General features: G+C 63.2%; 27 protein-coding genes and 1 tRNA gene. 18 read left to right on the forward strand and 10 right to left on the reverse strand.

Going from position 1 to position 25,567, the window contains the following annotated elements; translation table 11 throughout:
• Positions 1 to 33: 33 nt before the first annotated feature.
• The 7 genes from IVB07_RS17355 (at position 34) to IVB07_RS17385 (ending at position 4,750) form a co-directional block, all read left to right on the forward strand.
• The gene (locus IVB07_RS17355; RefSeq protein ID WP_026233251.1) at positions 34 to 585 is read left to right on the forward strand and encodes a ubiquinol-cytochrome C chaperone family protein; all 552 of its coding nucleotides are present in this window, start codon (positions 34 to 36) and stop codon (positions 583 to 585) included.
• Positions 582 to 1,145 (forward strand): DUF177 domain-containing protein, encoded by a 564-nt coding sequence (locus IVB07_RS17360; RefSeq protein ID WP_026233250.1) that lies wholly within the window; start codon positions 582 to 584, stop codon positions 1,143 to 1,145. The genes IVB07_RS17355 and IVB07_RS17360 overlap by 4 nt, the downstream gene beginning before the upstream one ends.
• Positions 1,146 to 1,442: 297 nt before the next feature.
• On the forward strand, positions 1,443 to 2,504 hold the full coding sequence (gene plsX, locus IVB07_RS17365) for a phosphate acyltransferase PlsX (RefSeq protein WP_018456843.1): 1,062 nt from the start codon (positions 1,443 to 1,445) through the stop codon (positions 2,502 to 2,504).
• Positions 2,501 to 3,481 carry a beta-ketoacyl-ACP synthase III gene (locus IVB07_RS17370; protein WP_026233249.1) on the forward strand — a complete coding sequence of 327 codons (981 nt, stop codon included), beginning with the start codon at positions 2,501 to 2,503 and terminating at the stop codon, positions 3,479 to 3,481. Before plsX ends, IVB07_RS17370 begins: the two co-directional genes overlap by 4 nt.
• Before the next feature lie 133 nt (positions 3,482 to 3,614).
• Positions 3,615 to 3,956: an integration host factor subunit alpha gene (locus IVB07_RS17375; RefSeq protein WP_018456841.1), complete on the forward strand. Its 342-nt coding sequence runs from the start codon at positions 3,615 to 3,617 to the stop codon at positions 3,954 to 3,956.
• Positions 3,957 to 3,983: 27 nt separating this feature from the next.
• Complete coding sequence (locus tag IVB07_RS17380) at positions 3,984 to 4,562, forward strand: MerR family transcriptional regulator (RefSeq protein WP_018456840.1); 579 nt, start codon at positions 3,984 to 3,986, stop codon at positions 4,560 to 4,562.
• A gap of 110 nt (positions 4,563 to 4,672) precedes the next feature.
• Positions 4,673 to 4,750 (forward strand) — tRNA-Pro (locus IVB07_RS17385).
• A gap of 61 nt (positions 4,751 to 4,811) precedes the next feature.
• Here IVB07_RS17385 and IVB07_RS17390 read toward each other — a convergent pair.
• On the reverse strand, positions 4,812 to 5,240 hold the full coding sequence (locus IVB07_RS17390; protein ID WP_018456779.1) for a hypothetical protein: 429 nt from the start codon (positions 5,238 to 5,240) through the stop codon (positions 4,812 to 4,814).
• Between the two features lie 36 nt (positions 5,241 to 5,276).
• Here IVB07_RS17390 and IVB07_RS17395 point away from each other — a divergent pair, with 36 nt between their 5' ends.
• The 3 genes from IVB07_RS17395 (at position 5,277) to IVB07_RS17405 (ending at position 7,384) form a co-directional block, all read left to right on the forward strand.
• Positions 5,277 to 5,750, forward strand: a complete 474-nt coding sequence (locus tag IVB07_RS17395; protein ID WP_247298245.1) for a hypothetical protein — start codon at positions 5,277 to 5,279, stop codon at positions 5,748 to 5,750.
• A gap of 665 nt (positions 5,751 to 6,415) precedes the next feature.
• Complete coding sequence (locus IVB07_RS17400; protein ID WP_018455146.1) at positions 6,416 to 6,763, forward strand: hypothetical protein; 348 nt, start codon at positions 6,416 to 6,418, stop codon at positions 6,761 to 6,763.
• 234 nt (positions 6,764 to 6,997) lie between these two features.
• The gene (locus IVB07_RS17405) at positions 6,998 to 7,384 is read left to right on the forward strand and encodes a hypothetical protein (protein WP_157642930.1); all 387 of its coding nucleotides are present in this window, start codon (positions 6,998 to 7,000) and stop codon (positions 7,382 to 7,384) included.
• A gap of 330 nt (positions 7,385 to 7,714) precedes the next feature.
• Here IVB07_RS17405 and IVB07_RS17410 read toward each other — a convergent pair whose 3' ends face one another.
• Entirely contained in the window at positions 7,715 to 7,954 is a 240-nt protein-coding gene (locus tag IVB07_RS17410; protein WP_007603449.1) for a hypothetical protein, read from the reverse strand.
• Positions 7,955 to 8,285: 331 nt separating this feature from the next.
• Here IVB07_RS17410 and IVB07_RS17415 point away from each other — a divergent pair, with 331 nt between their 5' ends.
• The 3 genes from IVB07_RS17415 to IVB07_RS17425 all read left to right on the forward strand — a co-directional run bounded on the left by IVB07_RS17415 (position 8,286) and on the right by IVB07_RS17425 (position 11,702).
• Positions 8,286 to 9,194: a dihydrodipicolinate synthase family protein gene (locus tag IVB07_RS17415; protein WP_026232886.1), complete on the forward strand. Its 909-nt coding sequence runs from the start codon at positions 8,286 to 8,288 to the stop codon at positions 9,192 to 9,194.
• 142 nt (positions 9,195 to 9,336) lie between these two features.
• Entirely contained in the window at positions 9,337 to 10,308 is a 972-nt protein-coding gene (locus IVB07_RS17420) for an SDR family NAD(P)-dependent oxidoreductase (RefSeq protein WP_085353399.1), read from the forward strand.
• A gap of 275 nt (positions 10,309 to 10,583) precedes the next feature.
• Positions 10,584 to 11,702, forward strand: a complete 1,119-nt coding sequence (locus IVB07_RS17425) for an alpha/beta hydrolase (RefSeq protein ID WP_247362599.1) — start codon at positions 10,584 to 10,586, stop codon at positions 11,700 to 11,702.
• Positions 11,703 to 11,712: 10 nt separating this feature from the next.
• Here IVB07_RS17425 and IVB07_RS17430 read toward each other — a convergent pair whose 3' ends face one another.
• Entirely contained in the window at positions 11,713 to 12,219 is a 507-nt protein-coding gene (locus tag IVB07_RS17430) for a MarR family transcriptional regulator (protein ID WP_007611061.1), read from the reverse strand.
• A 406-nt stretch (positions 12,220 to 12,625) separates the two neighbouring features.
• On the opposite strand from IVB07_RS17430, the gene IVB07_RS17435 reads away from it, so the two are divergent.
• The gene (locus tag IVB07_RS17435; RefSeq protein WP_204511371.1) at positions 12,626 to 14,182 is read left to right on the forward strand and encodes a porin; all 1,557 of its coding nucleotides are present in this window, start codon (positions 12,626 to 12,628) and stop codon (positions 14,180 to 14,182) included.
• 304 nt (positions 14,183 to 14,486) lie between these two features.
• Here the strand turns inward: IVB07_RS17435 and IVB07_RS17440 are convergent, their stop codons facing one another.
• The 3 genes from IVB07_RS17440 to IVB07_RS17450 form a co-directional block, all read right to left on the reverse strand.
• On the reverse strand, positions 14,487 to 14,966 hold the full coding sequence (locus IVB07_RS17440) for a GcrA family cell cycle regulator (RefSeq protein ID WP_018455139.1): 480 nt from the start codon (positions 14,964 to 14,966) through the stop codon (positions 14,487 to 14,489).
• A gap of 73 nt (positions 14,967 to 15,039) precedes the next feature.
• A complete protein-coding gene (locus IVB07_RS17445; protein ID WP_007603456.1) occupies positions 15,040 to 15,237 on the reverse strand; it encodes a hypothetical protein in 198 nt (65 codons plus the stop codon).
• A 200-nt stretch (positions 15,238 to 15,437) separates the two neighbouring features.
• A complete protein-coding gene (locus tag IVB07_RS17450) occupies positions 15,438 to 16,379 on the reverse strand; it encodes an acetamidase/formamidase family protein (protein WP_018455138.1) in 942 nt (313 codons plus the stop codon).
• A 182-nt stretch (positions 16,380 to 16,561) separates the two neighbouring features.
• Here IVB07_RS17450 and IVB07_RS17455 point away from each other — a divergent pair, with 182 nt between their 5' ends.
• Genes IVB07_RS17455 through IVB07_RS17465 form a run of 3 tightly spaced genes read left to right on the forward strand, consistent with a single transcriptional unit; the run spans position 16,562 to position 19,341 of the window.
• Positions 16,562 to 17,311, forward strand: a complete 750-nt coding sequence (locus IVB07_RS17455) for a YdcF family protein (RefSeq protein WP_245288410.1) — start codon at positions 16,562 to 16,564, stop codon at positions 17,309 to 17,311.
• Positions 17,312 to 17,365: 54 nt separating this feature from the next.
• Positions 17,366 to 18,148 carry a DUF169 domain-containing protein gene (locus IVB07_RS17460; protein ID WP_018455136.1) on the forward strand — a complete coding sequence of 261 codons (783 nt, stop codon included), beginning with the start codon at positions 17,366 to 17,368 and terminating at the stop codon, positions 18,146 to 18,148.
• 14 nt (positions 18,149 to 18,162) lie between these two features.
• Positions 18,163 to 19,341: a saccharopine dehydrogenase NADP-binding domain-containing protein gene (locus IVB07_RS17465; protein WP_018455135.1), complete on the forward strand. Its 1,179-nt coding sequence runs from the start codon at positions 18,163 to 18,165 to the stop codon at positions 19,339 to 19,341.
• A 158-nt stretch (positions 19,342 to 19,499) separates the two neighbouring features.
• Here IVB07_RS17465 and IVB07_RS17470 read toward each other — a convergent pair whose 3' ends face one another.
• The gene (locus IVB07_RS17470; protein ID WP_018455134.1) at positions 19,500 to 20,696 is read right to left on the reverse strand and encodes an FAD-dependent monooxygenase; all 1,197 of its coding nucleotides are present in this window, start codon (positions 20,694 to 20,696) and stop codon (positions 19,500 to 19,502) included.
• A gap of 146 nt (positions 20,697 to 20,842) precedes the next feature.
• Between IVB07_RS17470 and IVB07_RS17475 the strand changes: the two genes are divergently transcribed.
• Positions 20,843 to 21,319 (forward strand): MarR family transcriptional regulator, encoded by a 477-nt coding sequence (locus IVB07_RS17475; RefSeq protein ID WP_051112981.1) that lies wholly within the window; start codon positions 20,843 to 20,845, stop codon positions 21,317 to 21,319.
• Here IVB07_RS17475 and IVB07_RS17480 read toward each other — a convergent pair.
• From IVB07_RS17480 to IVB07_RS17490, 3 genes are all read right to left on the reverse strand, one after another.
• Complete coding sequence (locus tag IVB07_RS17480) at positions 21,288 to 22,544, reverse strand: O-antigen ligase family protein (protein WP_026232883.1); 1,257 nt, start codon at positions 22,542 to 22,544, stop codon at positions 21,288 to 21,290. The two genes, IVB07_RS17475 and IVB07_RS17480, sit on opposite strands and share 32 nt — an antisense overlap.
• A gap of 180 nt (positions 22,545 to 22,724) precedes the next feature.
• Positions 22,725 to 24,275 carry an undecaprenyl-phosphate glucose phosphotransferase gene (locus tag IVB07_RS17485; RefSeq protein ID WP_018455131.1) on the reverse strand — a complete coding sequence of 517 codons (1,551 nt, stop codon included), beginning with the start codon at positions 24,273 to 24,275 and terminating at the stop codon, positions 22,725 to 22,727.
• Positions 24,276 to 24,395: 120 nt separating this feature from the next.
• On the reverse strand, positions 24,396 to 25,529 hold the full coding sequence (locus IVB07_RS17490; protein ID WP_026232882.1) for a glycosyltransferase family 4 protein: 1,134 nt from the start codon (positions 25,527 to 25,529) through the stop codon (positions 24,396 to 24,398).
• Positions 25,530 to 25,567: the final 38 nt, after the last annotated feature.

Consider the following 25,567-nt stretch of genomic DNA (forward strand, 5'->3'; position numbering starts at 1 on the left):
GCAACACGGGCGCGCCCGCTTGCGGAAACCACAATGCTTTGGCCGTTCAATCACTTCAGGAAACCCCGCCTAGCCTCGCCGGGCACCATTGAAGCCATCTATGGCATGATCGTGACGCAGGCGCGAGAACCCATGTTTTACCGCGACTTGGGCGTGCCGGATACCGTTAACGGGCGTTTCGATCTGTTGCTGCTGCACCTCTGGCTGCTGCTGCGCCGCCTGCGCACGGTCCAGAGCGCCACCGAGCTGTCGCAGGCGCTGTTCGACCGTTTCTGCGAGGACATGGACGACAATCTGCGCGAGATGGGGATAGGCGACCAGACCGTGCCGAAGCGGATGCGGGCCTTCGGCGAGGCGTTTTACGGCCGGGTCCAGGCCTACGATCAGGCCATGGAAGGCGGCGGCGAGGCGCTGGCATCCGCGATCTGCAAGAATATCTTGAATGGGGCCGGCATGGACCAGGCGCAGCAGCTCGCAGCCTATGCCAGGGCGGCCGAGGCCAACCTCGCCCAGACCGGCGAGGCCGCACTGCTGGGTGCGTCCTTCAAGTTTCCTCCAGCGCTTCCTGAGGATGTGACGCCATGACCCGACCGATACCAGCATCCGGGCCCGATCCCTGGCGGGTGCCCGTCATCGTTGCACAGATCCCGGATACCGGCCTGCATCGCAAGCTCGAGGCCTCGGCCGCCGAGCGGCAGGCCATGGCTGAGACGGCAGGCTTGCGCGAGGTTATCTCGGTCCAGGCCGATTTCGATGTCGTGCCGAAAAGCGGCAACCGGATCCAGGTCACGGGGCACGTTCGCGCCCGGATCGGCCAGACCTGTGTGGTCACGCTTGACCCGATGGAGAGCGACATCGACGAGGAGGTGGACCTGATATTCGCCCCCGAGGCCGAGGTCCGCCGCCTGGCCGACCTGATGGAGGAGGGGCACGACGATCGGGAGCAGGTCGCCGACCCGCCGGAGGCGATCGTCAATGGCATCATCGACCTTGGGAGGCTTGCCACCGATGCCCTGTTCCTGGCGGTCGATCCCTATCCGCGCAAGCCGGGGGTCGTGTTTGAGCCCGAGGTTATCGCCCCCGATCCGGAGGACCACCCCTTTGCGGTCCTGAAGGCACTTCAGGACGGGAAGAAAGACAAATAGGTGCCACCTTCTCCAGAGGACCGCTTCGGGACGGGGCGAGATGTTTGCGGCGGTGGTTTGAAAAGCTCGATTATCCGTTTGATTTTGATGTACTTCTTGTGAATTAGTCCGTCCGCAGCCCGATGCTCCCGAATGCAAAAGGCTGGGGGCAAGAGGTTGTTTCGGGATAACAAAACGCTATTGTCGCGCCCCGGTCCGGGTGCGGCGTGGCGCTTGACCGACCGCCATGTTCGTGGCGAACCCATTTGCGGCCCCGCTCGTTCAAGACCGCACCAGACCCAGGTTTCCAGGACTTTTATGCCAAGCAAGGTTCGCATCGCGCTTGACGCCATGGGGGGCGACGCCGGCGCCGCGGTGGTCATCCCAGGCGCCGCCATCTCGCTCCAAAGGCATCGCGAGATCGAATTCCTGCTGATCGGGGACCGCGCCAAGATCGAACCCGAGCTCGACCGCCACCCCGCGCTGAAGGCGGCCTCGAAGATCATCCACACCGATGTCGCGGTCAGCGGCGAGGAAAAGCCGAGCCAGGCGCTGCGGCGCGGCCGCAGGACCTCGTCCATGTGGCTTGCCATCGATGCGGTGAAAAAGGGCGAGGCGGATGTTGCGGTCTCCGCCGGGAATACCGGGGCGCTGATGGCGATGTCGCGCTTCCACCTGCGCACGCTGCCGGGCATCGACCGTCCGGCCATTGCCGGCATGTGGCCGACCAGGCGCGGCGATTCCGTCGTCCTCGACCTCGGCGCCAGCATCGGCGGCGATACGCATCATCTGGTGTCGCTCGCCATCATGGGCGCGGCGATGGCCAGCGTGTTGTTCAACAAAAAGCGTCCCACGGTCGGCCTGCTCAATATCGGGGTCGAGGAGATCAAGGGGCATGAGGAGATTCGCGAGGCCGGCGAAATCCTGCGCGCCAGGAACCTGCCCGAGCTCGACTATCTCGGGTTCGTGGAGGGCGACGGCATCGGCAAGGGGGTGGCGGATGTCATCGTCACCGAGGGCTACAGCGGCAACATCGCGCTGAAGGCCGCGGAGGGAACCGCGCGGCAGATGGCGGAATTGCTCCGGGACGAGATGAAGCGGGGCTGGCTGTCAAAGCTCGGCTATCTCTTTGCGCGCAACGCCTTCCAGGCCCTGCGCAACAAGATGGATCCGAACAAATCCAACGGCGGCGTGTTGCTGGGGTTGAACGGGATCGTGGTCAAGAGCCATGGCGGAATCGCTGCCGAAGGCTTTGCCTATGCGATCGATGTTGGCTATGAGATGGTCAAATTCGATCTCCTCAACAAGATCAATCAGATGCTCAATCGCGAAGGTGGTGCACTCAGTTCCGTGCAGGCCGCGCAGGAGGCTGTTTCGTGACTCAAATTCGTTCGGTCGTGCTGGGCTGCGGCTCTTATTTGCCGGAGCAGGTGGTGACCAACGCCCAATTGGCGGCGCGCATTGACACGTCCGACGAGTGGATCGTGCAACGCACCGGCATTCGCGAGCGGCATATCGCGGCCGAGGGCGAGTTCACCTCGCATCTGGCGCTGAAGGCGGCGCAGGCTGCGCTCGCGGACGCCGGCGTGGACGCGCAGTCGATCGACCTGATCGTGCTCGCGACCTCGACGCCTGACAACACCTTCCCCGCGAGCGCGGTCGCCGTGCAGCACGGGCTCGGCATCAACCATGGCGCGGCCTTCGACCTTCAGGCGGTGTGCTCGGGCTTCGTGTTCGGGCTCGCCACCGCCGATAATTTCCTGCGCACCGGCGCCTTCAAGCGCGCGCTGGTGATCGGCGCGGAAACCTTCTCGCGCATCCTCGACTGGACCGATCGCGGCACCTGCGTGCTGTTCGGCGACGGTGCCGGTGCGGTGGTGCTGGAGGCGCAGGAGCAGCCGGGCAATGCCGCGACCGACCGCGGGATCGTGACCACGCATCTGCGCTCCGACGGCCGTCACAAGGCGAAGCTGTTCGTCGACGGCGGCCCGTCCTCGACCCAGACTGTCGGCCATCTTCGCATGGAGGGCCGCGAGGTCTTCAAGCACGCGGTCGGCATGATCACCGACGTGATCGTCGACGCCTTCAAGGCGACCGGGCTCAATGCCGACAGCATCGACTGGTTCGTGCCGCACCAGGCCAACAAGCGAATCATCGACGCGTCCGCGCACAAGCTCCATATCGCGCCGGAGAAGGTGGTGCTGACGGTGGACCTTCACGGCAACACCTCGGCGGCCTCGATCCCGCTGGCGCTGTCGGTGGCGCGCAAGGACGGCCGCATCAAGCGCGGCGACCTGGTTCTGCTCGAAGCCATGGGCGGCGGCTTCACCTGGGGCTCCGCGCTGGTGCGCTGGTAAGCCACACTCGGTAAAATTTTGCCCGAATCAGCGCGGATTATCGATGCGCCTGCATTGATGAGCGCTGTTGACCGCTGTATCGTAAGCTCATAATTTCAGACAACAATTGTTCGCCGTGATGTGGGGCAGGGCGATGACCGATCAAAGTAAAACCGTAACGCGTGTCGATCTGTGCGAAGCCGTCTACCAGAAGGTGGGGCTGTCGCGCACGGAATCGTCTGCCTTCGTGGAACTCGTGCTGAAGGAGATCACCGATTGCCTTGAGAAGGGCGAGACGGTGAAGCTGTCCTCGTTCGGCTCCTTCATGGTCCGCAAGAAGGGTCAGCGCATCGGTCGCAACCCGAAGACCGGCACCGAGGTGCCGATCTCGCCGCGCCGGGTCATGGTGTTCAAGCCGTCGGCGATCCTGAAGCAGCGGATCAACGCCCAGCACCGCACCAATGGCGACGCCAGCAAGGCGCAACCCGAGGCGTAATCCGCCCTCTGGATAAGGATTTGGCATTTGGACAAGGCGCCGGATGCGTTCCGAACCATCAGCGAAGTAGCGCAGGAACTCGACATTCCGCAGCACGTGCTGCGGTTCTGGGAGACCCGATTCTCCCAGATCAAGCCGATGAAGCGCAGCGGCGGCCGCCGCTATTACCGCCCCGACGACGTCGACCTGCTCAAGGGCATCCGCCGTCTGCTCTACGGGGAGGGCTACACCATCCGCGGGGTGCAGCGGATCCTGAAAGAGCACGGCGTCAAATCGGTGCAGGGCCTCGCCGACAGCGCGGCCGCGGTCTCGTTCGGCGCCATCGAGGACGCCGTCGGCGCCAGCCTGATGGAGCCCGAGGAGGAGACCGGCGTCCGCGGCGCCCGCGACAGCGACGATGACGACTACCAGGGCGAGGAGGAGGAGGGCATCGACTTCCGCTTCTCCGAGACCGATGACGAGGAAATCCTCACCACCTTCCGCAAGGGCGGCACCCCCGCCGCGCCCGCAGGCCCCAGCGCCATCCACCGGGAGCGCCTCGGACGGGTGCTCGCCGAGCTCATCGCCTGCCGCGAAATGCTGGATCAGGCATTGAAGGACGCCTGACGCCGGACTCCGTCGGCTTTGGGCCAGTTCCGAGGCCTTTCGGCGGAGACAGCAAAATGGTGTCACCTCGCCTTGCGCAAAGCGGCGATCCTAGCTAATGGAACGACGTTCGGAGCGTGGCGCAGCCCGGTTAGCGCACTAGTCTGGGAGACTAGGGGTCGGAGGTTCAAATCCTCTCGCTCCGACCAAAACTTAGCCGGATTTCAGGGCGTCCGGATTTTCTCAAGGGTAACGGATAGGGTAACGGGCTTATGTCGCCGGGATGTGAATAGCCCGGATAACCAACGACAGCTTGCCCGCGTGTACGTGGGGCGTACCACCATCGCGCGTTGATTCGCCCGGAGCCAGGCACATGGGCACCTCGGATCGTAGATCGCTGACCTTTGAACAAGCGAGGGTTTGGCACCTCTCCCGGCGCAGCTCGACCGCAAGGAACTTAGTCGAGAACTTCGGGCGAAGCTTTGGGCCTGCATTCATGCAAGGCTTGATCGAGCCTACACCGACATTCTCCATTATCGTGGAAACTGGTCCAGAATTCTGAAGGATCTGCATGTCGACCACCACCACGTTCGCATCGACAAATTCAATCCGAACGGGATCGTCACCAAGATCGGTGACTTGTTCGAAAAAGCCGAATGCCACAAGGTGTACGGTTGGCTTTAGGCTGTTCTTCGGCACCCAAATTGTCCGCCTGATCTCGGTCCAGCAGTTCAGTTGGTATTAGAGAACTGCCGCGCGGCTTACCGCATTGAAGACGGTGTGTTCTGGCCGACTGCCTCAACAGAGGAAGCCGACGCGCTTATCCAGGCGAACACAGCATTATCTGCTTCGCAATTCGGTGGCGCAAAAACTCACTTAAAAAATGCTGCTTCGAAACTCACCGAAGGAGATTACCCAGCAAGCGTTCGTGAAAGTATCAGCGCAGCGGAGTCAGTTGCGCGCGTGCTCGAACCTACTGGCGATCTTTCGAAGGCATTGTCGGGATTAGAACAGAGGATTGCTCTCCATCCGGCGCTTAAAAAGGCGTTCCTATCACTCTATGGATATACGAGCGATGAGAAGGGCATCCGACATGCGCTCTTAAGTGAGGCTGAAGCGGACGTTGATGAAGCTGACGCGATCTTCTTTATCGGAGCATGCGCATCGTTCCTCACCTATCTGATTTCCAAGTCGCACACCAGGCGGTAGGGCAATCGGAGTAATCGACGACGTCCGTAAGTGGCTAAACGACGTACCGCTATGGAAGGAACTCGGGACGATACCTGATCGGACGAAGGCGCTTGAGGAAAAGGTTGCCGCATTGGAGGCGGCCCTAAACGGCAAACGGCCAGGCGACGTATGCCCTTCTGCGGTGCGCAAGGCGGTTCCGATGGCGACGATTTACGCAACTCTGGAAGCCCTCGAAAAGAAGGGGTTCGAATCCATGAAAAAGTGCTGCAATTAGCGTAACGCAGCGTAACGGAGCACTAGTCAGCAGAACTAAGGCGCTGCAATCCAGCGCGCGAGGGCGCTGCGATTCGGTGCGAACGAGCGCGCGGATTAATGGACGGCTTCGAGGGCTTCGAGCGGATTGAAGAACGGCTTCGGTTGGCCGCAATACAATTCTTGCCTGCGCTTGAACTTAGCAGCACAATGAAGACACATTAGTACGGGCTTTGATCTGGGGATCATGCTGTCGGGAATGAGGGTATCAGATGGTCACGTATCGTCTATCGAAACCCGGAATTGTAAAGCAACCATCGGTAGGAACTGGCGACGACGAAGTTTCACTGCCCGTGTGTTGGGCTTGCGCCCTTAGCTCCTGGCTTGAAGCCACTCGCGGGGTCAGTTGGTCATATAGCTCAATCATCCAAATGTTTCAGATGTACTGCAATGGAAATGCGCTCGATCTTGCGTACTTTGGTGAGATTGCAAACAGCCTCTCGATCAACATGGATTACGAGGAAATCGACAGAGCCGACCTCACGTTCGACTATGTATACGAAAAGATGTTTCCTCTGGCGGGGACGTCCGGGAACCATCTCTACATAGTAATGGAAGGGAAAAACCCAGCTCATGTAGTCGTCGCTTATGGGATTCAGCGGGACAACACCGACTACATCGCGATTATGGATCCGCTTCGGGGTGTGCTCGCTGCTCCTACCCTTTCTACCTTCAGAAACAAGGCCACTGGCTTCTTGATAGGCTGGCCCAGGCGATAACGATTGTGAAGCCTACGTCGGGCGGCGCAGCGATTTCTTTCTATTTGTTGCGTTGTAGCCCCGCCCTTACCATTTACCACCGTCGCCGTACCCCGGGCAGTTGGGCGCGGTCTCTCTTGTGCTCTATTTTCTCTCTCTTTTTCCTGTCTACACATTAGTGTCCTGTCCATTTCAATTCACTTCCAAGTTGACTCATGTCGTTGGTTCACTGGTTCACCTATAGGGATAACCAAAGTGAAATCAAAACGATTGGAGCCTTCAACCATAGAAGTCGCGCTGGAGCTTGAACGGATCGCTGCTGTGTTGCGGAATAGCCAAGCCATTGCGGACCAATCTCGGAAGCAAATAGCTGAGATGGGAAAGAGCGCTTCACCTTGGCAAAGGATCAAAGAAGACGGGTATCGAGGATTTGCCGATTCAGATTTGATCAATGCCTTCGAGAAGATATGTGTTGCGTCGCAGGCCATAGGTCTTCTGATCTTAAGGGAGGGAGAGCTAGAAGGCTTTTGCAGGAGCTTTTCCCGCAGAAACAAGGCCGAATGGTTAGCGTCAGTCTTACAGCTGGACCTTGACAAGACGAAAGACTGGTCGAGGCTCGAATCTTTGCGACTAGCATGCTGAGCGTCGTCGCTCGAGTAATTGATGGGCTCCCTCGACTCAAACCTGGATCAGCCACTCTGTAGTTTGATGCCGGGGCGAGGGCGGCGGGCGTGCCGGTCGAGCTGCATCTGCTCCGCGAACAGCCGCACAATTACGCGCTGATGCCGACGCCGGAGGGCGACGCGCGCGTGCGATCATTCTGCGAGCGGTGGCTTAAGGGGAAGGTGTGATCGTTGTCACAAGCGTGCCGCCGCAATGGGGCTGGCGCTGTCGATGCCCGCGCGGAAGGACGATGCGGCCTCCGGGGCGTTTCCTCGTTCGTCGTCTTGGTGTCGGTAGTTTTGCGGGGCCTTAGGCGTGGCCCTTGATCTCGTAGCGACCCGGAACGCATTTGTAGCGATCGAGCCGCCAGTTGGCGTGGTAGATCGGATGCTCGCCCATCCATTTCGCCAATGGAGCCTGTGCGCCGATCGCACACTGCATCATCGACATCTCGGGCGTCATGTTGCTGTCGGTCACGATTTCCTCGATGCAACTGCCTGAGCTGGCTGCACTCAGCCGGCAGAGCACGGCAACGACGGTCACGAACATTCCAGTCACCTCATCGGTAGTTTCTGACCACGAAGAGGATGCAAGCGGAGTGCCAGAGCCTGTGACGCAAACAACACGCTGGCCTGGCCGACTCGACCCAGCGTCCGGACTCCATTTAACGATTCGGATTGTAAAAAAATTGCCCCTGAACCGAAGCCGGGCAAGTACGGGGAACCGGGTCAGTAACAACCGCAGGGATGTCGAATGCTGGGAGCAGCGCCGCGTCGGTGGCGCTTCACAGGCCGCGCGCAGCCGGTAGGCTCGCAGCACCGTGGCCACTCGCCAAAAGAGCGGGGCCGCCACAAGGGATATGGAAACGCGAGGGCACACCATGAAGACACGACCGACCGGCGTAATCCCGCCGATGACGACGCCGTTCCGGAAGGATGGCGAAATCGACTACACCCTCGTAGCAGCCCAGGTCGACTGGATGATCGGCGCCGGCGCACACGGCGTCGCGGCCGGCGGCTCGACCGGCGAGGGGCATACGCTCGATCACGAGGAATATCGCGACCTGATGGAGGCGACGGTCGCCGCGGTGAAGGGGCGCATTCCCGTCATCGCCGGCATCATCGTCGACTCCACCCGCGATGCGATCCGCCGCGGCAAGCTGGTGCGCGACATGAATGTCGCGGCGCTCCAGGTCACGCCGGTGCATTATCTGTTCAAGCCGGACGACGAGGCGATGGTGGCGCATTTCCGCGCCATGGCGGACGAGACCGGCATGCCCATCATCATCTACAACGTGGTGCCGTGGTCGTACCTGTCGCCGGCGCTGCTGACGCGGATCATGACCGAGGTGCCGCTGGTGGTTGGCGTCAAGCAGAGCGCAGGCGACCTGAAACTGTTCGCGGACCTCATGATGATGGCGCCGGACAAGCTGATCTACAGTGCGGTCGATGCCCTGATGTATCCGTCCTACACATTGGGGGCCCATGGCTCGATCGCCGCGATCCTGACCGCCGCGCCGTATGCCTCCGTCGCGCTGTGGGATGCGGTGAAGGCGGGTGATCATCCGCGCGCGCTCGATCTGCACAAGAAGCTGCTGACGCTGTGGAACGCTGTCATCGCCGACAATCTGCCGGCCTGCACGCGCCATGCGCAGACGCTGCAGGGCCTGCCCATGACTTATCCGCGCGCGCCGATGCCGGAGGCCTCAAGCGCGCAGCAGGCGGCGATCCGCAAGGCGCTGGACGGCCTCGGCGCGTTGAACGGGCGGCGGGTCGAGGCGGCCGAATAGTCCGCGCCCCGAAATAACTGATGAGCACGGCAGCGCCGATCCGCTTTTACCTGCGGATGCGGCGCTGCTACATTTTGCGCGCGCTCCGATGCGTGGCGTAGCCATGAAGAAACATACCGACAAGGGAGGGGCCGAAAGTCCCATGAATGATTTTGCAGGAAAGATCGCCGTCATCACCGGCGGCGGTACGGGAATGGGACGCGAGCTCGCGCGGCAGCTCGTCGCCGAGGGCTGCAATGTCGCGATGTGCGACGTCTCGGAAGCCGCGATGGCCGAGACCAAGCGGCTGTGCGAGGTCGAGAAGCTGCCGCAGGGCTTGCGCGTCACGACGCATGTCGCCGACGTCTCGATCGAGGATCATCTCAAGCGATTCCGCGACGAGCTCGCCGAGCAGCAGAAGACCGACCGGATCCACCTTCTGTTCAACAACGCCGGCATCGGCGGCGGCGGCAGCCTGTTCACCAACACACGCGAGCAGTGGGAGCGCACCTTCAACATCTGCTGGGGCGGCGTCTATCTCGGCGTCCGCACCTTCCTGCCGATGCTGGTCGCGGCCGACGAGGCCCACATCGTCAACACCGCGAGCGTCAACGGCTTCTGGGCCTCCATCGGCATGAACCAGTCGCACACCGCCTACAGCGCGGCGAAGTTCGCCGTGAAGGGATTTACCGAAGCGCTCATCAACGACCTCCGCCTGCACGCGCCGCATGTCAAATGCTCGGTGGTGATGCCCGGCCATATCGGCACCTCGATCGTCTCCAATTCGCGCAAGGTGCAGAGCGCCGACGGCTCGGAGCGGCTCAACGCCGACGAGATCGCGCTGACCCGCAAGCGCATGGTCGCGGCCGGCGTGCCGGATGCCGACAAAATGTCGGACGAGGACATCCAGGCGGCGTTCGCCGAGCGCGCCCGCAGCTTCCTCGAGGATGCGCCGACGACGGCGGCTCAGGCCGCCAGGATCATCCTCGACGGGGTCAAGGCGGAGCAATGGCGCATTCTCGTGGGTGAGGATGCAAAGCGCCTTGACGAGCGCGTTCGTGCTACGCCGGAGCAGGCCTACGACCGCGCCTTCTACGAAAGTTTCACGCAGGAGGTCGGCTGGCGGCTCGGCTGACGCAGGCGACGAGCGCGCGCCGATATAGGTATGATGCGCATCATGGCAAGAGGCGCGCAGGCAATTTCACGTGCCACCTCTTGCCAGTTCGCTGCCGGCGTTTCTTGGCCGTGTCGGCCACTCCTGACGCATTGGAATGTCACGCATGCGACACATCCCTGCGTTCAAGCGATGGTGATCTCGAACGGCTCTCATTGGGCGCGCCGCAGCTTGGTCAGGGAACCAAAATAGTTTATTCAGTCACGTGTAAGGCGATGACCAGAGCGTAGCTCCCGATGATACCCGCATGCCTCTCCGACGACTGGATCCTTTGCCCGGAGCAAGAGGACATCTCCGCTGAGTTCACGCGGCTCCTCACCGCGGCCCAGGACGGCGGCGCCACGATCGCCGAATGCCTGATGATCGCGCGGCAGCTGAAGCGGGGCGACGACCAGTCCTGGCATCGCGAGTGGAAGAAGCTGGCGCAGGCCAATCGCCATCGTGCCGAGGCCGCGTTCGCGGAAGGTCACAGGGCGACCGCGCAGCGCAATTGGCTCCGCGCCATGAATTACTACAGCGCGGCCGCAATGCCGCTCGATCAGGCGGACGAGCGCCGCTGGGTCGCGGTCCTCGCGATGCAGGATTGCGCCCGCCGCTTCCTCGCCGCGCGCGACCCTGCCGGGGAAGTCGTGACGATACCCTGGCTCGACGGACATTCGTTGCAGGGCTATTTCCTGCCCGCGCACGCGCCGTTGGGACGCGTGCGAGCCCCGACCGTGATCTGCATCGGCGAGCCCGGCCATCGCAAGGAAGAGTTTCTGTTCAAGCTCGCGCCGCACGCGCGCGAGCGCGGCTTTTCGCTGCTGGCGCTGGACCTGTTCGGCGACCAGCGCGACGATTATCTCGACGCGCTGTTGCGGCGCCGGGATCTCGAGAGTGCGATTCCGTGCGTCATGGACTATCTGGAGACGTGCAGCGAGGTCGATTTCGAGCGCGTCGCGATCGTCGCCGATGGCTGGGGCTCTTCCTTCGTGGCGCGCGCGGTGCTGCAGGAGCCGCGGCTTGCCGCCGCCGTCTGCGATGGCGGCCTATGGGACCTGCACGAGCGGGCCTTCTTTGCCAGCCGATTCGCGATGAGCGACGTCAGCATCGTTCCGGTGCCGCATGCTCCGCTGATGGCCTCCAGCGCCGACTGTCCGGTGCTGATCACGCTCGGCGAGGACGGCTGGCTCAAGGCCGATCGGGCGCGTCAGATCGTCCAGACCTCCCGGCTCGGCAGTTCGGATGTCATGTTGAAGGTGTTCACCGCGGCCGAAACTGGCGCGGCGCAGGCCCATGCGGACAATCCGAGCCTTGCCAATGAATATATCTTCGATTGGCTGGAATCGCGGCTCGGCGCCGCGGGGCGCATCTGAGGACGTCGCCTCAGAAGTCGAGGGTCAGGCGGACGCAGGCCTTTTCGAGACGGGTCTTCAACATCGCGAGCTTGGTGGTGAATTCCGTCAGCTCTTTCTCGTCGAACTCCTGGAAGACGAATTCCTTGATCGTCTTGTACTGCTCGTTGAGGCTCGCCAGGTGCTTTTGCGTCTTCTCGGTCAGTGATAGTCGGACCACCCTTGCGTCGGTCGGCGAGGGGCGCCGGCGCAACAGGCCCTTCTTCTCGAGCAGCTTGGACTGGGTGGTGACGAACGACGGATCGACGTGGAGCAGTTTCGAGACGACGTTGACCGGAATGCCGTCGTCCTTGTCGAGGTCGGAGATCGCCATCAGGATCAGCCATTGCGGGCCGCTGATGCCGAGCGTTCTCGCCCAGAACTGACGCAGCTCCTCCAGATACATGTTGATCGACGATATCTCCCAGGTGAAGCGCCTGATGATATCCAGATTGCCGATGGTGCGGAGGCGCGCCCCTTCTTTCCTCGTCGCTGACACAGCGTCACTCCCGTGATCTGATTTGTATGCGGCCGGTGTCGTGCAAGCCATAGTCCACGCAAGCCTGCTCTGACGCAAGTGCAGAGCAGGGTAATTTTGTCAGTAAAACTACAAAGATGATCAGCTCACGGAATCGGTTCGCAATGGTGTTGCGAACGGGGCACAGGTTTAGCAAAACCAACAAAGCTGACTAAATAAGGTATTTTGATTACCGAAAGGCGCAGGCATATTGCTTCGTGGCGGTGGGGGGTACTCGATCGTCCCGTTGCAGGTGGTTTGCTCACGTCCCTCGCGTCGAAAGAGGGTGTGTCCGAAGCGCAAAGCGGCCGAGCGGATTTCAAAGACGGGGATCTTGGGGGGCCTCACGGTCCGGTCTTCGTAAAATGAGCAACTTGGAGGTTTTAATATGAAAGTGGTGAAGAGCCTTTTGCTCGGCACTGCGGCGGGTCTGATCGCCGTCGGTGGAGCTCAGGCGGCTGATCTTCCGGTCAAGGCCAAGGCGGTCGAGTATGTGAAGGTCTGCTCGCTCTACGGCGCGGGTTTCTATTACATCCCGGGCAGCGACACCTGCATCAAGCTGGGCGGCTATCTGCGTGCCGAAGTGGCGCTCAATGCCGGCGGCAATTACAGCGCCCAGTACAACAACGTCTTCGCGGCCAACAACCGCCTGACCAACTATTACTCGATGCGCGCTCGTGAAGATCTCAACATCGACACCCGCACCGCAACCGAGTACGGCGTGGTCCGCACCTATTTCGATGCGGTCTTCACCTGGACGACCGGCAACTATGTCGGCGCCGGTTCGGGAACGGGTGCGACCCAGTACAGCGGTACGCTCGGCCTCAACGCCGCAGGCACGAGCCTGATCGGCTCCAGCGGCGGCGCCGTCAACGGCACCGACGGCACGATCTCGGGCGGCGCGCTCGGCGTCTACTACGCCTTCATCCAGTTCGCCGGCTTCACCATGGGTAAGGCCGTGTCGCAGTTCGACGCGCCCTGGATCAACTATCCCGGCAACAACTTCGACCAGCTCGTCGGCGGCAGCGGCACCACCAACGGTGTTGCCCAGTTCACCTACACTGCCGATCTCGGCCAGGGCGTGACGGCGATCGTCTCGGCCCAGGACCAGACGCAGGTGTTCCAGACCGCGCTCTGGAATACGGCCGGCATGTCCACCGCCGGCGTCCTCGGCGGTGCCTACGGCTCCAACGATCTCGGCGGCACCCGCTCCCCCGATCTCGTCGGCACGCTCCGTGTCGACCAGGCCTGGGGCCTGTTCCAGGCCTCGGTCGCTGCGCACGACAACCACGTCGGCTATTACGGCGCGAGCGAAGTAACCGGTCATCCTGAAGACAAGTGGGGCTGGGCCGTCCAGCTGGCGCTGTCGATCAAGAACATCCCGACCGGTGCAGGCGACGTGATCAACATCTCGGGCGTCTACACCGACGGCGCGAGCCGCTACAACTTCCAGGAGCTGGCAGCGACCAGCTACTCGATGTTCGGCGGTTCGGGCGGCGCGTATCAGAGCATCGGCTTCGCCGGCGTGTCTGACGCGGTGTTCGCACCCGGCAGCGGCCTCGAGCTGACTAAGACCTACGGCTTCCGTGGTGCCTACACTCACAACTGGAGCCCGTACTGGAATTCGGCGCTTTATGGTGCGTGGGCTGCCGTCAACTACAGCGGCACCGCCAAGGGCATGATCTGCGGCAGCGCCGCGTTCGCGACCCTGACCGGCACCTGCAACCCGGACTTCAACATCGGCCAGATCGGTGTCATCACCCGCTGGACCCCGATCAAGAACCTGACCTTCTCGGCTGACTTCACCTACAGCCATCTTGACCAGAAGTACTCGGGCGTGATCACCACGCCGGCGCTCACCAGCGTTGCCAAGCCCGCGGCGACCTATGAGCTGAAGGACCAGGACACCTACAGCCTGTTGGTTCGCGCCCAGCGCAACTGGTAAGCTCAAGACCTTCGGATAGGACGCAGCCCCGGCGGGACACCGCCGGGGCTTTTTTATGAGGTGGGCTTCTTTGCGAGCGGGCGTTCGGAAATCCGGCGGCACGTGCGGGCGACGAAGACGAGCCATGCGAATCGATCGGCCCAACTTTATTTACTTACCTGAGCTACTAAGCTATATAGCTCCCAGCCGATGACGAAAGTTGCGGCTCTGACTTGATGCTAAACCTCCAGAAACCTCCGGCAATGCCCTGCCGGAGGTTTTTCGTTTTGGGCATGGCTCCAGGACTCGCCTCCAGGACTTGGCTCTAGCCGCGCATGACGCGCGCGCGGGAATTCGGCCGGTAGGCGAGGCGGCTGTGGCCGGCGCAATAGGACTGGCCGTCGGGTGCGGAGTTGCCGCAGAAGCAGAAATCGTCCGCGCCAGGCGTCGAGATCGGCCAGCGGCAGCGGTTCTCGGCAAGCTCGAGTAGCGAGCAGCGATTGGCATCGTCGATCGGACCGGTGACCATCGGCGCACCGGTCTCGCCGTAGATCGTGGCGAGCATCTCATATTGCAGCCGCGGCACGGTCCGCGGCGCGCGCGCCGGCGCCAGGCCCCTGTCGTGAACCTTGCGATCGTCGATGGTTCGGCCGCGCGTGAGATTGAGGCGAGACAGCTTGCCGATCACGGCGTTGCGGCTGACGCCAATGTCGGCGGCGATCTCGCGGCAGGAGAGCCCGGCCTCGAAATGCTGCCTCAGAAGTTCGATGCGTTCGTCGGTCCAGGTGGGTGAGAGAACAGGCATGTGTAACGGTCCCAGGTTGCAGATGTCGGCCATCCGCCTCTCGAGATCCGTCCGCCTCACGTTCGGCGCGCGCTCACGTCCTGCCATTGTCGCGAATCGACAAAAGCCCGTCCTTGATGGCGAGACGGATGCCTTCCTCGATCAAGGTACGTGCGACGCCGGGAACGCTGGTGCCGTGGGTGCCCTGTCTCACCAGCTTCTCCAGATAGGTGATGGTCGAGAGCGCCAAGGTTACAGGAATGCGGTCAGTCTCGGCTTTTTCGGTGGCCATGGCCGAACGCTAGCCTCTTACTCAGGTACATAAAAGTAACGATTAAGACTCTATTTAGGTTTGGAGGCAGAAGTCAAATGCAGGCTGCGGCGCCTGGTCAGCCCGTTGGAATCGCGAGGGAAATTTAGGCATGACAAGGCACGCCGCGCGGCAGGCCGGCGGCGGCGTGGCTTCGACCGGTCAGGAGTGGGCTGGTCGGCTCAGCCGTGCACGATCGTCTTTTCGATCATGCAATGGATGCCCTTGGAGCCGTTGACGGTCTGGGTCACCCGCAGATCGGCCGCCAGGCTGCACAGCGTATAGGCGTCCTCGCGCGACAAATTGCGCCTCTCGCCGAGCAGCACGATCATGTCGCGCAGCGCCCGCACCACGCACTGGTCCAGATCGGGGTCCATCGCCATGGTCATGTAATGCGTCGCCGTCTCGCCACGGGGATAATCGAGCCTGAGGTCCTTGCGCAGCGTCAGGCGAAAGCGGCCCTGAAGCGCGGTCTCGATCGCGGTGACGCAAACCTCGCCGTCGCCCTGCACGCCATGGCCGTCACCGCAGGAGAACAGCGCGCCCGGGACGAACACCGGCAGATACAGCGTCGCCCCGGCGCCAAGCTCCTTGTTGTCGAGATTGCCGCCCATGGCGCGAGGAACGAGCGAGGAGATGCGGCCCCAGGCCGGCGGCGGCGAAACGCCCATCACGCCGAAGAACGGCTTGAGCGGCAGGTCCAGCCCCCACGGCATGCGGGCGACCATCCGGGAACGGTCGAGCGGGATGTTCAGAATGCGCGTCTCGTGGAAATCGTCGGGCAGGGTGCCGGACAGCGGCTTGATCATGTTCCAGCCCCAATCCTGCCGGAGCTGGACGTCGAGGATCTCGACCGCGAGCACGTCGCCGGGCTCGGCGCCCTCGAGCGCGATCGGGCCGGTGAGGATGTGGCCGGGCAGCATGCGCTCGTTCTGGGCATGAACCTCGTGCATCTCGGGCGGAATGTGAAATTTGCTGCGGTCGGGCAGCATGTCCGGACCGCCACTGATGGTGTCGACCGTGACCTCGTCACCGCTCGCGATGGTGAGGACGGGCTTGAGCGCAGCCTCGAAGAACCCCCAATGGCAGGTCTCGGGGCTGGAATGCAGGTGGTGATGGGTCATGTGGCGTCCGTCCGTTTCACAGGCCCGGGCTTGACCAGGCAATCGATCCTCTTCCAAGAAGCTTTCTGAAGATCGACGGGCGGGTCAAGCCCGCGCGCAACAGGCACGATCATTCCAGCGAGGCTCCCCTGCTTTTTGTCCTGTCCAAGACCCTCGGCGCAGCGGTGCTGCCGATCAACTTGATGATCGAGCTCGGAATCGTCTCGGTCGTCCTGATGGCGACGCGCTTTGCCGCCTTCGGCCGCAAGCTCGCCGCGGCCACGCTGATCCTGCTGGCGCTCGCCGCGTTTTCGCCGCTCGGCAACCTCTTGCTCTATCCGCTGGAGTCGCGTTTTCCGCCGTGGGATCCGTCGCGCGGTGCGCCCGATGGCATCATCGTGCTCGGCGGCTCGATCGACACCGATCTGTCGGCGGCGCACCGCACGCCGGTCGTCGCGCACGCGGCCGATCGCCTGTTTGCGCCGGCCGAGCTCGCGCGCCGCTATCCGAACACGCGCATTGTCTTCACCGGGGGCACCGCGAACCTGGTTTCGACGGACTCCCGGGAGGCCGACTACTCCGCGCCCATCTTGGAGAATCTGGGCATCGCGAAGCAGCGCCTGATCCTCGAGCGGGACTCCCGCAACACCTACGAGAATGCCATCTTCACCAAACAATTGGTGGCGCCCAAGGCGGGCGAACGCTGGCTCCTGGTCACGTCGGCCTTTCACATGCCGCGTTCGATGGGGATCTTTCGCAAGGCGGGATTTGACGTCGAAGCCTATCCGGTTGACTGGCGAATGGGCGGGCGTGACGATCTCTTCTCTTTCACCAATGTCGGCACGGACGGGCTCGGCCGAACCGAGGTCGCCGTGCGCGAATGGATCGGGCTCGTCGCCTACCGCCTGATGGGCCGGACTGGCGAGTTGCTCCCGGGACCGGCGAAGGACTAGAACCGTTCAAGAAGCAATAACAGCCGGCGCGCCACTGCCGGCCGGGAGGACGCCATGCAACAGCAGAGTGCAGACAGCATCGATCTTGCCGGCCTCGTCGCCGATCTCAACAGCCTGTTGCGACTGAAGACCACGGTGATCGGCATGAAGCTGTTCGCGCGGACCGCGGACATGGAGGCAATCCCGAAAGTCCGGCGGCCGAACGCGGTCCACACCACCGACCAGATCGTCAGCATGGCCGCGCGTCTGGGCTGGACCGTGGGCATCACGGCCGATGATCTCGTCGGCGCGCAATGCCGCGCGGTGATCGGCCTTGCACCGCAGGACGAAAAATGGCTCGCCGGCGAAAACTATGTCGGGGTCTGGCACGGCACGGCGGAGGACGCACGCAAGCGCCAGGAGGCGCTGGACGTGGTTCCGTTCGGGCAATATCAGGCGCTCGCGGTCAGTCCGCTGGCGAGCGGCCGGCTCGATCCGCCGGACATTTGTCTCGTCTATGCCACGCCGGGGCAGATGATCATCCTAATCAACGGGCTGCAATACACCGGCTACAAGAAGTTCGAATGGGGCGTGGTCGGCGAGACCGCTTGCGCCGATTCCTGGGGCAGGGCGCTCAAGAGCGGTGAGCCCAGCCTGTCCTTGCCATGCTACGCCGAACGGCGCTATGGCGGCGTGCCGGACGAGGAGATGCTGATGGCCCTGAAGCCGGAACATCTCGCCAAGGCGGTTGTGGGCATGAAGGCGCTGGCCAAGAACGGCCTGCGTTATCCGATCCCGCCCTATGGTATTCAAAGCGACGTCCGTGCCGGCATGGGCGTGAGCTACGCGAAGAAGTAAAGCAAAGGCGGATCATGAGCTCTGCGAAATTCGACATCGTCGTTTATGGCGCGACCGGTTTTACCGGCCAGCTCGTCGCCGAATACCTGACCCAGCGTTACAAGAGCGACCACGCGCTCAAATGGGCGATGGCAGGCCGCAGCCTCGGCAAGCTGAAATCGGTCCGCGATGCGATCGGCGCGCCCGGGAATACGGCGTTGATTGTCGCGGATGCGTCGGATGCGGCTTCGCTGAAGGCGATGGCGGAGCAGACCATGTCGGTGATCACCACCGTCGGCCCGTATCAGCTCTACGGCGAGGAGTTGCTCGCGGCCTGCGTGGCCACGGGCACGGATTATTTCGATCTCTGCGGCGAGCCGATCTGGATGCGCCAGATGATCGACAAGTACGAGGCGGCTGCAAAAGAGAGCGGCGCGCGGATCGTGTTGTCGTGCGGCTACGATTCCGTGCCGTTCGAGCTCGGTACATTCTTCGTCCAGGAAGAGGCTAAACGTGTCTTCGGCGCGCCGGCCCCGCGGGTGAAAGGGCGTGTGCGCGACATGCGGGGCACGCTCTCGGGCGGCACCGCCGCCAGCGCTAAGGCGACCTTCGATGCGGTGGCCAAGGATCTCAGCCTTGTCGCCATTCTCAACGATCATTTTGCGCTGACGCCCGGCTTCACCGGCCCGAAGCAGCCGAAAGGCAACAGGGCCGCCTTCGAGGAGGATCTGCAATCCTGGGCCGCGCCGTTCACGATGGCGCTGATCAACACGCGCAACGTTCACCGCTCCAACATGCTGATGGGATTCCCCTACGGCCAGGACTTCGTCTACGACGAGATGGTCCTGACCGGTCCCGGCGAGAAGGGCGAGGCCAACGCCAAGCTCGTGATGGCTGCCAATGCGGGCAAGACCGGCCCCGACGCACCGAAGCCGGGCGAGGGGCCGTCGAAGGAAGAGCGTGAAAACGGTCTGTTCGATCTGCTCTATGTCGCGATCGCACCCGATGGCCGCATGGTTCGCGCCGGCGTCACCGGCGACCGCGATCCCGGCTACGGCTCGACCTCGAAGATGATCTCCGAATGCGCCATCTGCATGCTGCGGGACACGACCGACGTCGCAGCCGGCTTCTGGACGCCGGGCGCGGCGATGCAGCACAAGCTGATCAAGCGGCTTCAGGAGAATGCAGGGCTGACGTTCGCTGTGGAGAAGTAGAGGCGCTCACTTGCCGCAATCACGGTGTCATCGTCCGGCTCGACCGGACGATCCAGTATTCCAGAGACGGCTCTGATCGAATCGAGAGGCCGCGGCGTACTGGACGCCCACCCCAGTGCGCAAGTGCGCATAAGGCGGGCATGACAGCGTTCGTGCCACTACACCGCCCGCGCGTCGTAGGCGTACATGAACTCCATGCTTTTCGCGCCCAGCGGCAGCAGCCACTTCATCATCTGATTGCGGATCCACGCGCCGGTGGCGCTGAACTCGCGCTTGTTGTTGCCGTTGCGGCGGGCCATGGCGACGATCTTTTCCGTGCGCGGGCGCCGTTCGGCCTCGAAGGCCTGGAAGGTGGCGCCGAGCTCCCGGCCTTGCTGCATCAACCGGGCGAGGCGCATCGCATCCTCCAGCGCGAGCGAGGCGCCCTGGCCGGCATGGGGGCTGGTCGCATGGGCGGCATCGCCGATCAGCAACGAGCGCTTGCGCGACCAGGTCGGCAGGGTGGCGACGTCGAGCGTGTCGGTGACCACGATGTTCTCGGCTGCCTCGATGATGCCAGGGATCGGATCGTGCCAGCCGCGGTGGAAGCCGCGCAGGTGCTGCTTCAGCGTTGCATGGTCGAGCGCGCGAAACATCGCCGCGTCCATGCCGTGCGCGGGTTGCGTGCTCCACCACATCACGCCGTCGTTCGGATCGGGGCTGCAATAGCCGTAGCCGAAGAAGCCGCTCTGTCCGAACGTGGTTTCGACGTGCCGGCCGATCGGCCGGCCATCGAGGACGGCGTGCGGTACGAAGCCGCCGAAGCCGATCAGTCCGGTATCGAACGGCTGCGGCCCGTCCGGGACGACTTGGCGCCGCGTCACCGAGTGCACGCCGTCGGCGCCGATCACGAAGTCGCCTTCGGCCGTGGTACCGTCGGCGAAGTAGGCGATGATCGGCTGGTCGGCGCGATCCTCGATCTTGATCAGGCGCTTCTCGAAATAGAGCGAAACGCATGCGCACCAGGCCTTGTCGATCAGCATCTCGTTCAGCGTGGCGCGGCAGACATTGACCGCGGGCTGGCCGAAGCGCCGCGCCATGTCGCGATTGATCGAGCCGAGCCTCTCTCCGGCTTGCGAATAGAAGTCGAACGATTCCGCGATCGAGCCGCGGCTGATCAGCTCATTGGAAAGGCCAATCTCGTCCATGACTTGCATGCCGTTCGGCGCGATCTGAAGGCCGCCGCCGATGCCTTTCGAATAGGGCCAGCCTTCGTAGATCGCGGACTCGATGCCGGCGCGGCGCAGCAGGACCGCCGCGACGGGGCCGGCGATGCCGGCGCCGATGATCAGGGCCTTGCGAGGACGATAGGACATGGCTTGCTCCCGACGTTTCCGTGGTGCTAGGAGAATTACAGTCGCTAAATCTCTTAGTGACTAAGATATATATCGACTAAGATACGAGGTTTGCCTTGTCAAGGACGAAGGCGCGCGCCGCGCTGCTGCAGGAGCTCGAGGAGGCGATGCGCAGGTCGTCCGCGCAGGGCGTGCTTTATGGCCAGACCGTTGCGAACGTTGCCGGAATCGCCAATTCCGACCTCGAATGCATGGACATCCTGTACCTCGAAGGCCGCGTCACCGCCGGCCGGCTCGCCGAAGTCACGGGGCTCACGACCGGCGCCATCACCGGCGTGGTCGACCGGCTCGAAAAGGCGGGCCTGGTCCGTCGTGAGCGCGACGATGCCGATCGTCGCAAGGTCTTCATTGCCGTCGTGCCGGAGGCGATCGAAAGGCTCGGCCAGTTCTACGTGCCGATGCAGCAGGCGATGGAGAAGGTTTTTGGCGGCTATTCCGACCAGGAATTGCGCCTGCTGCTGCGCTTCGCCAATGAGGGCTACAAGGGCGTGCTCGCGGCGACCGCGGCGCTGAAGGGCCTGCTCGACACGCCGCCGGAGAAACGCCCCGATCTCAAGCTGAAGAAGCTTCGTCGCCAGACCTAGCCTTGTAGATCTGTGCAGCCGCGATCATGCCCCACATCGCGCCCAGCATCATCCAGAAGTGCCGCCAGTGGTCGGTGTCGATCACGAAGCTTTCGCCGACGGTGCCGACGAAGGCGGAGAACACCGCCAGATAAGCGCGCTGCCAAGGCACGGGCACGAAGATGTGCCTGACACCCATGATTACGGTCGTGAAGACCAGCGCGGGATAGCAGATGCCTGACAGCCAGCCGCCGGACATGAAGGCGTTGAGATAGGAGTTGTGGGTGTCCTCGGGGAAGAAGCGGTGGAATTGCAGAGGGCCGATGCCGAACGGCAGGTCGAGCGCCATCTCCGCTCCCAGGATGTGCCGCCCGAACCGGCCGAAGCGGCCTTCGTCATAGCTCTGATCGAAGCTCGCGCGCTGCTTGAACATCTCGGCGGTGGAATCGAACGACATCAACACCGCGATCAGCGCAAGGCCCAGCACCGCGGCCAGGATCGCCATGACGATGATACGCGAGCGTTGCGCGTTGGTGCGGCTGGTCAGCACCATCAGCGCCAGCATGAAGGCGGATGTCAGCACCAGCCCGCCCCAGGCGGCGCGGGAGAAAGCGAGCAGGATCGCCAGCGACATGATGCCGAAGGCGATGACGTTGCGAAACGCCTTGCCGAACTTGTCGGAGACGACGCTCTGCAGCGAGAACAGTGCCGGCAGGATCAGGAAGGCGCCGAGCACGTTCGGATCCTTGAAGGTGCCGCGCGCGCGTCCGTACAGCGTGAGGAGGTCGTCGCCGCCGGGAACCAGGTGGAAGTAGCCGGCGACCGCCGACAGCGAGGCGACCATCGCGCCGATCACGAGCCCGCGGCGGAGCATATCGAGCCGGGCGGCGGTGTCCTCCGACGTGACCATGGCGAAGAACACGACTGTGACCGCCATGTACCAGGAGGTCGCAATCCAGCTCACCACCTCGGACTGCTCGAACAGCGGGATCGCGCTGATCGTATAGCCGATATTGAGCAGGACCAGCATCAGCACCAGCGGCATCAAAGCGAGCCGCAGACGCAGTCCGGTGGCGAAGAAGGTGACGGTGGCCAGCAGCGTCACGATCTCGTAGGGGCTCGGCTCGATGAACACGATCGCGCCGGAGGCGCCGACCAGCCATACCAGCGCGCGCTGGAGCGCCAACACGCCGGGCGCAGCCCGAACCGCTGCATTCATCTCCCCGGCTGTTGCCGCATACGCCATCACACGCTCATACGTTTACGCAACTGGTACGCCACAAATACCGCTGTCATCGCCCGGCTTGACCGGGCGATCCAGTACTCCGCGGCGTCTATTGCGGAAGCGGCCGGCGCCGCGGAGTACCGGATGCCCCGCCCCAGTGCGCAACAGCGCACAAGGAGGGGCATGACGGAAAAATTCAACTCAATACGCGTTCTCGTTCTTGGTCAGCAGCGAGATCGGCGTCTTCAGCAGAATGACGAGATCGAACAGCACCGACCAGTTCTCGATGTAATAGAGGTCGAACTCGACGCGCTTCTGGATCTTCTCTTCGTTGTCGATCTCACCGCGCCAGCCGTTGATCTGGGCCCAGCCGGTGATGCCGGGCTTGACCCGGTGGCGGGCGAAATAGCCGTCGACGGCTTCGTCGAACAGGCGGCTCTGCAGCTTGCCCTGCACCGCATGCGGACGCGGGCCGACCAAAGAGAGATCGCCGGAGAAGACCACGTTGAAGAGCTGCGGCAGCTCGTCGAGGCTGGTCTTGCGGATGAAGCGGCCGACGCGGGTGACGCGCGAGTCGTTCTTGGTCACGACCTTCGAGGCCGTCGGATCGGCCTGATGATGGTACATTGAGCGGAACTTGTAGACGTCGATGCGCTCGTTGTTGAAGCCGAAGCGCTTTTGGCGGAACAGCACGGGTCCGGGGCTGTCGAGCTTCACGGCCAGCGCCACCAATCCCATCACCGGCAAGGCCACGAGCAGCGCGAGGGTGCCGACCACGCGGTCGAACAGCCATTTCATCACCAGGTCCCAGTCGGTGATCGGCGCCTCGAACACGTCCAGCGTCGGCACCTCGCCGATATAGGAATAGGAGCGGGGGCGGAAGCGCAGCTTGTTGGTGTGTGCGGAGAGGCGGATGTCCACCGGCAGCACCCAGAGCTTCTTCAGCATCTCCAGGATGCGCGTCTCGGCGGAGATCGGCAGCGCGAACAGCACGAGATCGACGCGGGTGCGGCGGGCGAATTCGACGATGTCGTCGACCTTGCCGAGCTTGCGCGCGCCGGCACAGGTGTCGAGCGCGCGGCTGTCGTTGCGGTCGTCGAACACGCCGAGCACATGGATGTCGGAATCCTCCTGCTGCTTCAGCGCCTCGACCAATTGTTCGCCGTTGCGGTCGGAGCCGACGATGATGGTGCGGCGGTCGAGCCGGCCCTCGCGCCCCCAGGCGCGCACCAGCGAGCGCAGCACCAGACGCTCGCAGAGGAGCGCGGCGAGCCCGAGGACGTAAAAGGCGGCAAGCCAGAGCCGCGATATTTCGCTGCCGAACTTGGCGAAGAAGGAGATGCCGATGAACAACAGGAAGACGAACGACCAGGACGAGATCATCCGCGTCATCTGCCGGAGCTGACCGCGGAACAACTGCACCTGATAGATGTCGGCGGCTTGGAAGCAGACCACGGCGGAGACCGCGACGGCGATGATCTGCGCGGGATAGATCCAGCTGAACGAGCCGGCGTGCGGCATGACATAGCCGAGATAGAGTACAATGCCGACGAGGCTCAGCAGCGCGAAATCGGCGAGGCGCACGAAGCCGGTGATCACGATCGGCGAATAGGCGCGGGCGACCTTCTGGTTGACGACGTCGAGCGCGGCGGCCGAGAGCCGTTGACGCCGCTCCACAAAGGGCCGGTCAGCCGGCTTCGCCGCGGCGCTGGTCGCGGCATCGAGCATCGAGCGTGCGTTGAGCGGTTCCACGGGCGTCCACGTCCATTCCAAAAACCCGCGGGCCACGTCCTTGCGTCCCGGGCGAGCATCCCCTGGCGCTTGGGTTATCGGACAAATCGGAAGATTCTCTAAAGCGGGTCTTAAGAATGGTTAGTGATTGGTAAATGCGTCGCGATAGCCCGCGAGCACGCCCTCGACCATCGCCTGCTGCGAGAAATGCGCGGAGATGCGCTCGCGAAGCGACAAGGCGCGCTGCGCTGTTCCCAGCGGATTGTCGAGCGCGGCCGCGATCGCCTCCGCCATGGCTTCCGCGTTGCTCGGCGCAAACAGAGCCGGGTTCTCCGCGCCGAAAATCTCGGGAATGCCGCCGATCTTGGACGCAATCATCGGTATCCCGGCGGCACCGGCCTCGATCACGACATAGGGCATGGAATCGCCACGCGAGGGAACGACCAGCAGCCGCCCCTTGGAAAAGCCGTAGCGTGCCTTGACGTGACCGATGAAGCGGATGGCGCTGGAGAGGCCGAGCCTCTCGACTTGCGCTTTGAGCGCCGCGGTCTCCTCGCCGTCACCGCCGAGCGTCAGCGTGACCTTCTTACCGCCCTCGTGCAGGCGCGCCACCGCGTCGACCAGCAGATCGGCGCCCTTGATGTGCCTGAACTCACCGACATAAGCGAGGTCGGTGGCGTCGTCGGCCATGACGACAGGTTCGAATTCCTCCGGCGTCACGCCGTTGAAGACGCAATGCACCACGCCCTTCGGCTTGCCGACGATGCGCTGATAGGTGTCGCGGGCAAACGCGCTTTCGAACAGGAACAGGTCGGTCGCGTCCATCAGCGCACGCTCGAGCCGCGCGTAAAACTCGCCCTTGAGGGTGTTGAGGGGATAATGCAGCGAGCCGCCATGCGGGGTGTAGATGCGGATGGTGTCGTCGGATCGCCGCCGCATGCGGATGAAAGCGCCGGCCTTGGCGCCGTGGCCATGCATGACGTCGGGCTTGAGCGTGGCGATCAGGCGCCGCAAGCGGAACCAGACCAGCACATCGTCGGGCGACGGTTCGCGGCGGATCGCCATCCGGTGCACGCCGAGCTTCAGCCGCGGTGCGAGCTCGGCAAGGGCCTTGTCGGCGCGCTCACCGCCGGTGAGACTGTCGGCGAGGATGCCGACATGATGGCCACGATCGACCTGGCCGTTGGCGACGTCGAGGATGTGGCGGAAGATGCCGCCGACCGGAGCGCGCACGGCGTGCAGGATGCGAAGCGGCTGGTCGGGAGAGGGGGGCATGATCAAAACCAGCGCTCGACGGCGAATGCTCGAACAAT

Source organism: Bradyrhizobium sp. 172, from assembly GCF_023101065.1.
GTDB classification, from domain to species: domain Bacteria; phylum Pseudomonadota; class Alphaproteobacteria; order Rhizobiales; family Xanthobacteraceae; genus Bradyrhizobium; species Bradyrhizobium canariense_D.

What these genes read in the sequence shown, in the direction of transcription:
- IVB07_RS17450 (WP_018455138.1), bottom strand. Translation starts at nt 16,379, where the DNA reads ATGACCCATCACCACCTGCATTCCAGCCCCGAGACCTGCCATTGGGGG.
- IVB07_RS17440 (WP_018455139.1), bottom strand. Translation starts at nt 14,966, where the DNA reads ATGCCTGTTCTCTCACCCACCTGGACCGACGAACGCATCGAACTTCTG.
- IVB07_RS17460 (WP_018455136.1), top strand. Translation starts at nt 17,366, where the DNA reads ATGCAACAGCAGAGTGCAGACAGCATCGATCTTGCCGGCCTCGTCGCC.
- IVB07_RS17435 (WP_204511371.1), top strand. Translation starts at nt 12,626, where the DNA reads ATGAAAGTGGTGAAGAGCCTTTTGCTCGGCACTGCGGCGGGTCTGATC.
- IVB07_RS17400 (WP_018455146.1), top strand. Translation starts at nt 6,416, where the DNA reads ATGTTTCAGATGTACTGCAATGGAAATGCGCTCGATCTTGCGTACTTT.
- IVB07_RS17410 (WP_007603449.1), bottom strand. Translation starts at nt 7,954, where the DNA reads ATGTTCGTGACCGTCGTTGCCGTGCTCTGCCGGCTGAGTGCAGCCAGC.
- plsX (WP_018456843.1), top strand. Translation starts at nt 1,443, where the DNA reads ATGCCAAGCAAGGTTCGCATCGCGCTTGACGCCATGGGGGGCGACGCC.
- IVB07_RS17465 (WP_018455135.1), top strand. Translation starts at nt 18,163, where the DNA reads ATGAGCTCTGCGAAATTCGACATCGTCGTTTATGGCGCGACCGGTTTT.
- IVB07_RS17490 (WP_026232882.1), bottom strand. Translation starts at nt 25,529, where the DNA reads ATGCCCCCCTCTCCCGACCAGCCGCTTCGCATCCTGCACGCCGTGCGC.
- IVB07_RS17415 (WP_026232886.1), top strand. Translation starts at nt 8,286, where the DNA reads ATGAAGACACGACCGACCGGCGTAATCCCGCCGATGACGACGCCGTTC.
- IVB07_RS17455 (WP_245288410.1), top strand. Translation starts at nt 16,562, where the DNA reads ATGATCGAGCTCGGAATCGTCTCGGTCGTCCTGATGGCGACGCGCTTT.
- IVB07_RS17375 (WP_018456841.1), top strand. Translation starts at nt 3,615, where the DNA reads ATGACCGATCAAAGTAAAACCGTAACGCGTGTCGATCTGTGCGAAGCC.
- IVB07_RS17475 (WP_051112981.1), top strand. Translation starts at nt 20,843, where the DNA reads ATGCGCAGGTCGTCCGCGCAGGGCGTGCTTTATGGCCAGACCGTTGCG.
- IVB07_RS17480 (WP_026232883.1), bottom strand. Translation starts at nt 22,544, where the DNA reads ATGGCGTATGCGGCAACAGCCGGGGAGATGAATGCAGCGGTTCGGGCT.
- IVB07_RS17445 (WP_007603456.1), bottom strand. Translation starts at nt 15,237, where the DNA reads ATGGCCACCGAAAAAGCCGAGACTGACCGCATTCCTGTAACCTTGGCG.
- IVB07_RS17420 (WP_085353399.1), top strand. Translation starts at nt 9,337, where the DNA reads ATGAATGATTTTGCAGGAAAGATCGCCGTCATCACCGGCGGCGGTACG.
- IVB07_RS17360 (WP_026233250.1), top strand. Translation starts at nt 582, where the DNA reads ATGACCCGACCGATACCAGCATCCGGGCCCGATCCCTGGCGGGTGCCC.
- IVB07_RS17470 (WP_018455134.1), bottom strand. Translation starts at nt 20,696, where the DNA reads ATGTCCTATCGTCCTCGCAAGGCCCTGATCATCGGCGCCGGCATCGCC.
- IVB07_RS17355 (WP_026233251.1), top strand. Translation starts at nt 34, where the DNA reads ATGCTTTGGCCGTTCAATCACTTCAGGAAACCCCGCCTAGCCTCGCCG.
- IVB07_RS17425 (WP_247362599.1), top strand. Translation starts at nt 10,584, where the DNA reads ATGATACCCGCATGCCTCTCCGACGACTGGATCCTTTGCCCGGAGCAA.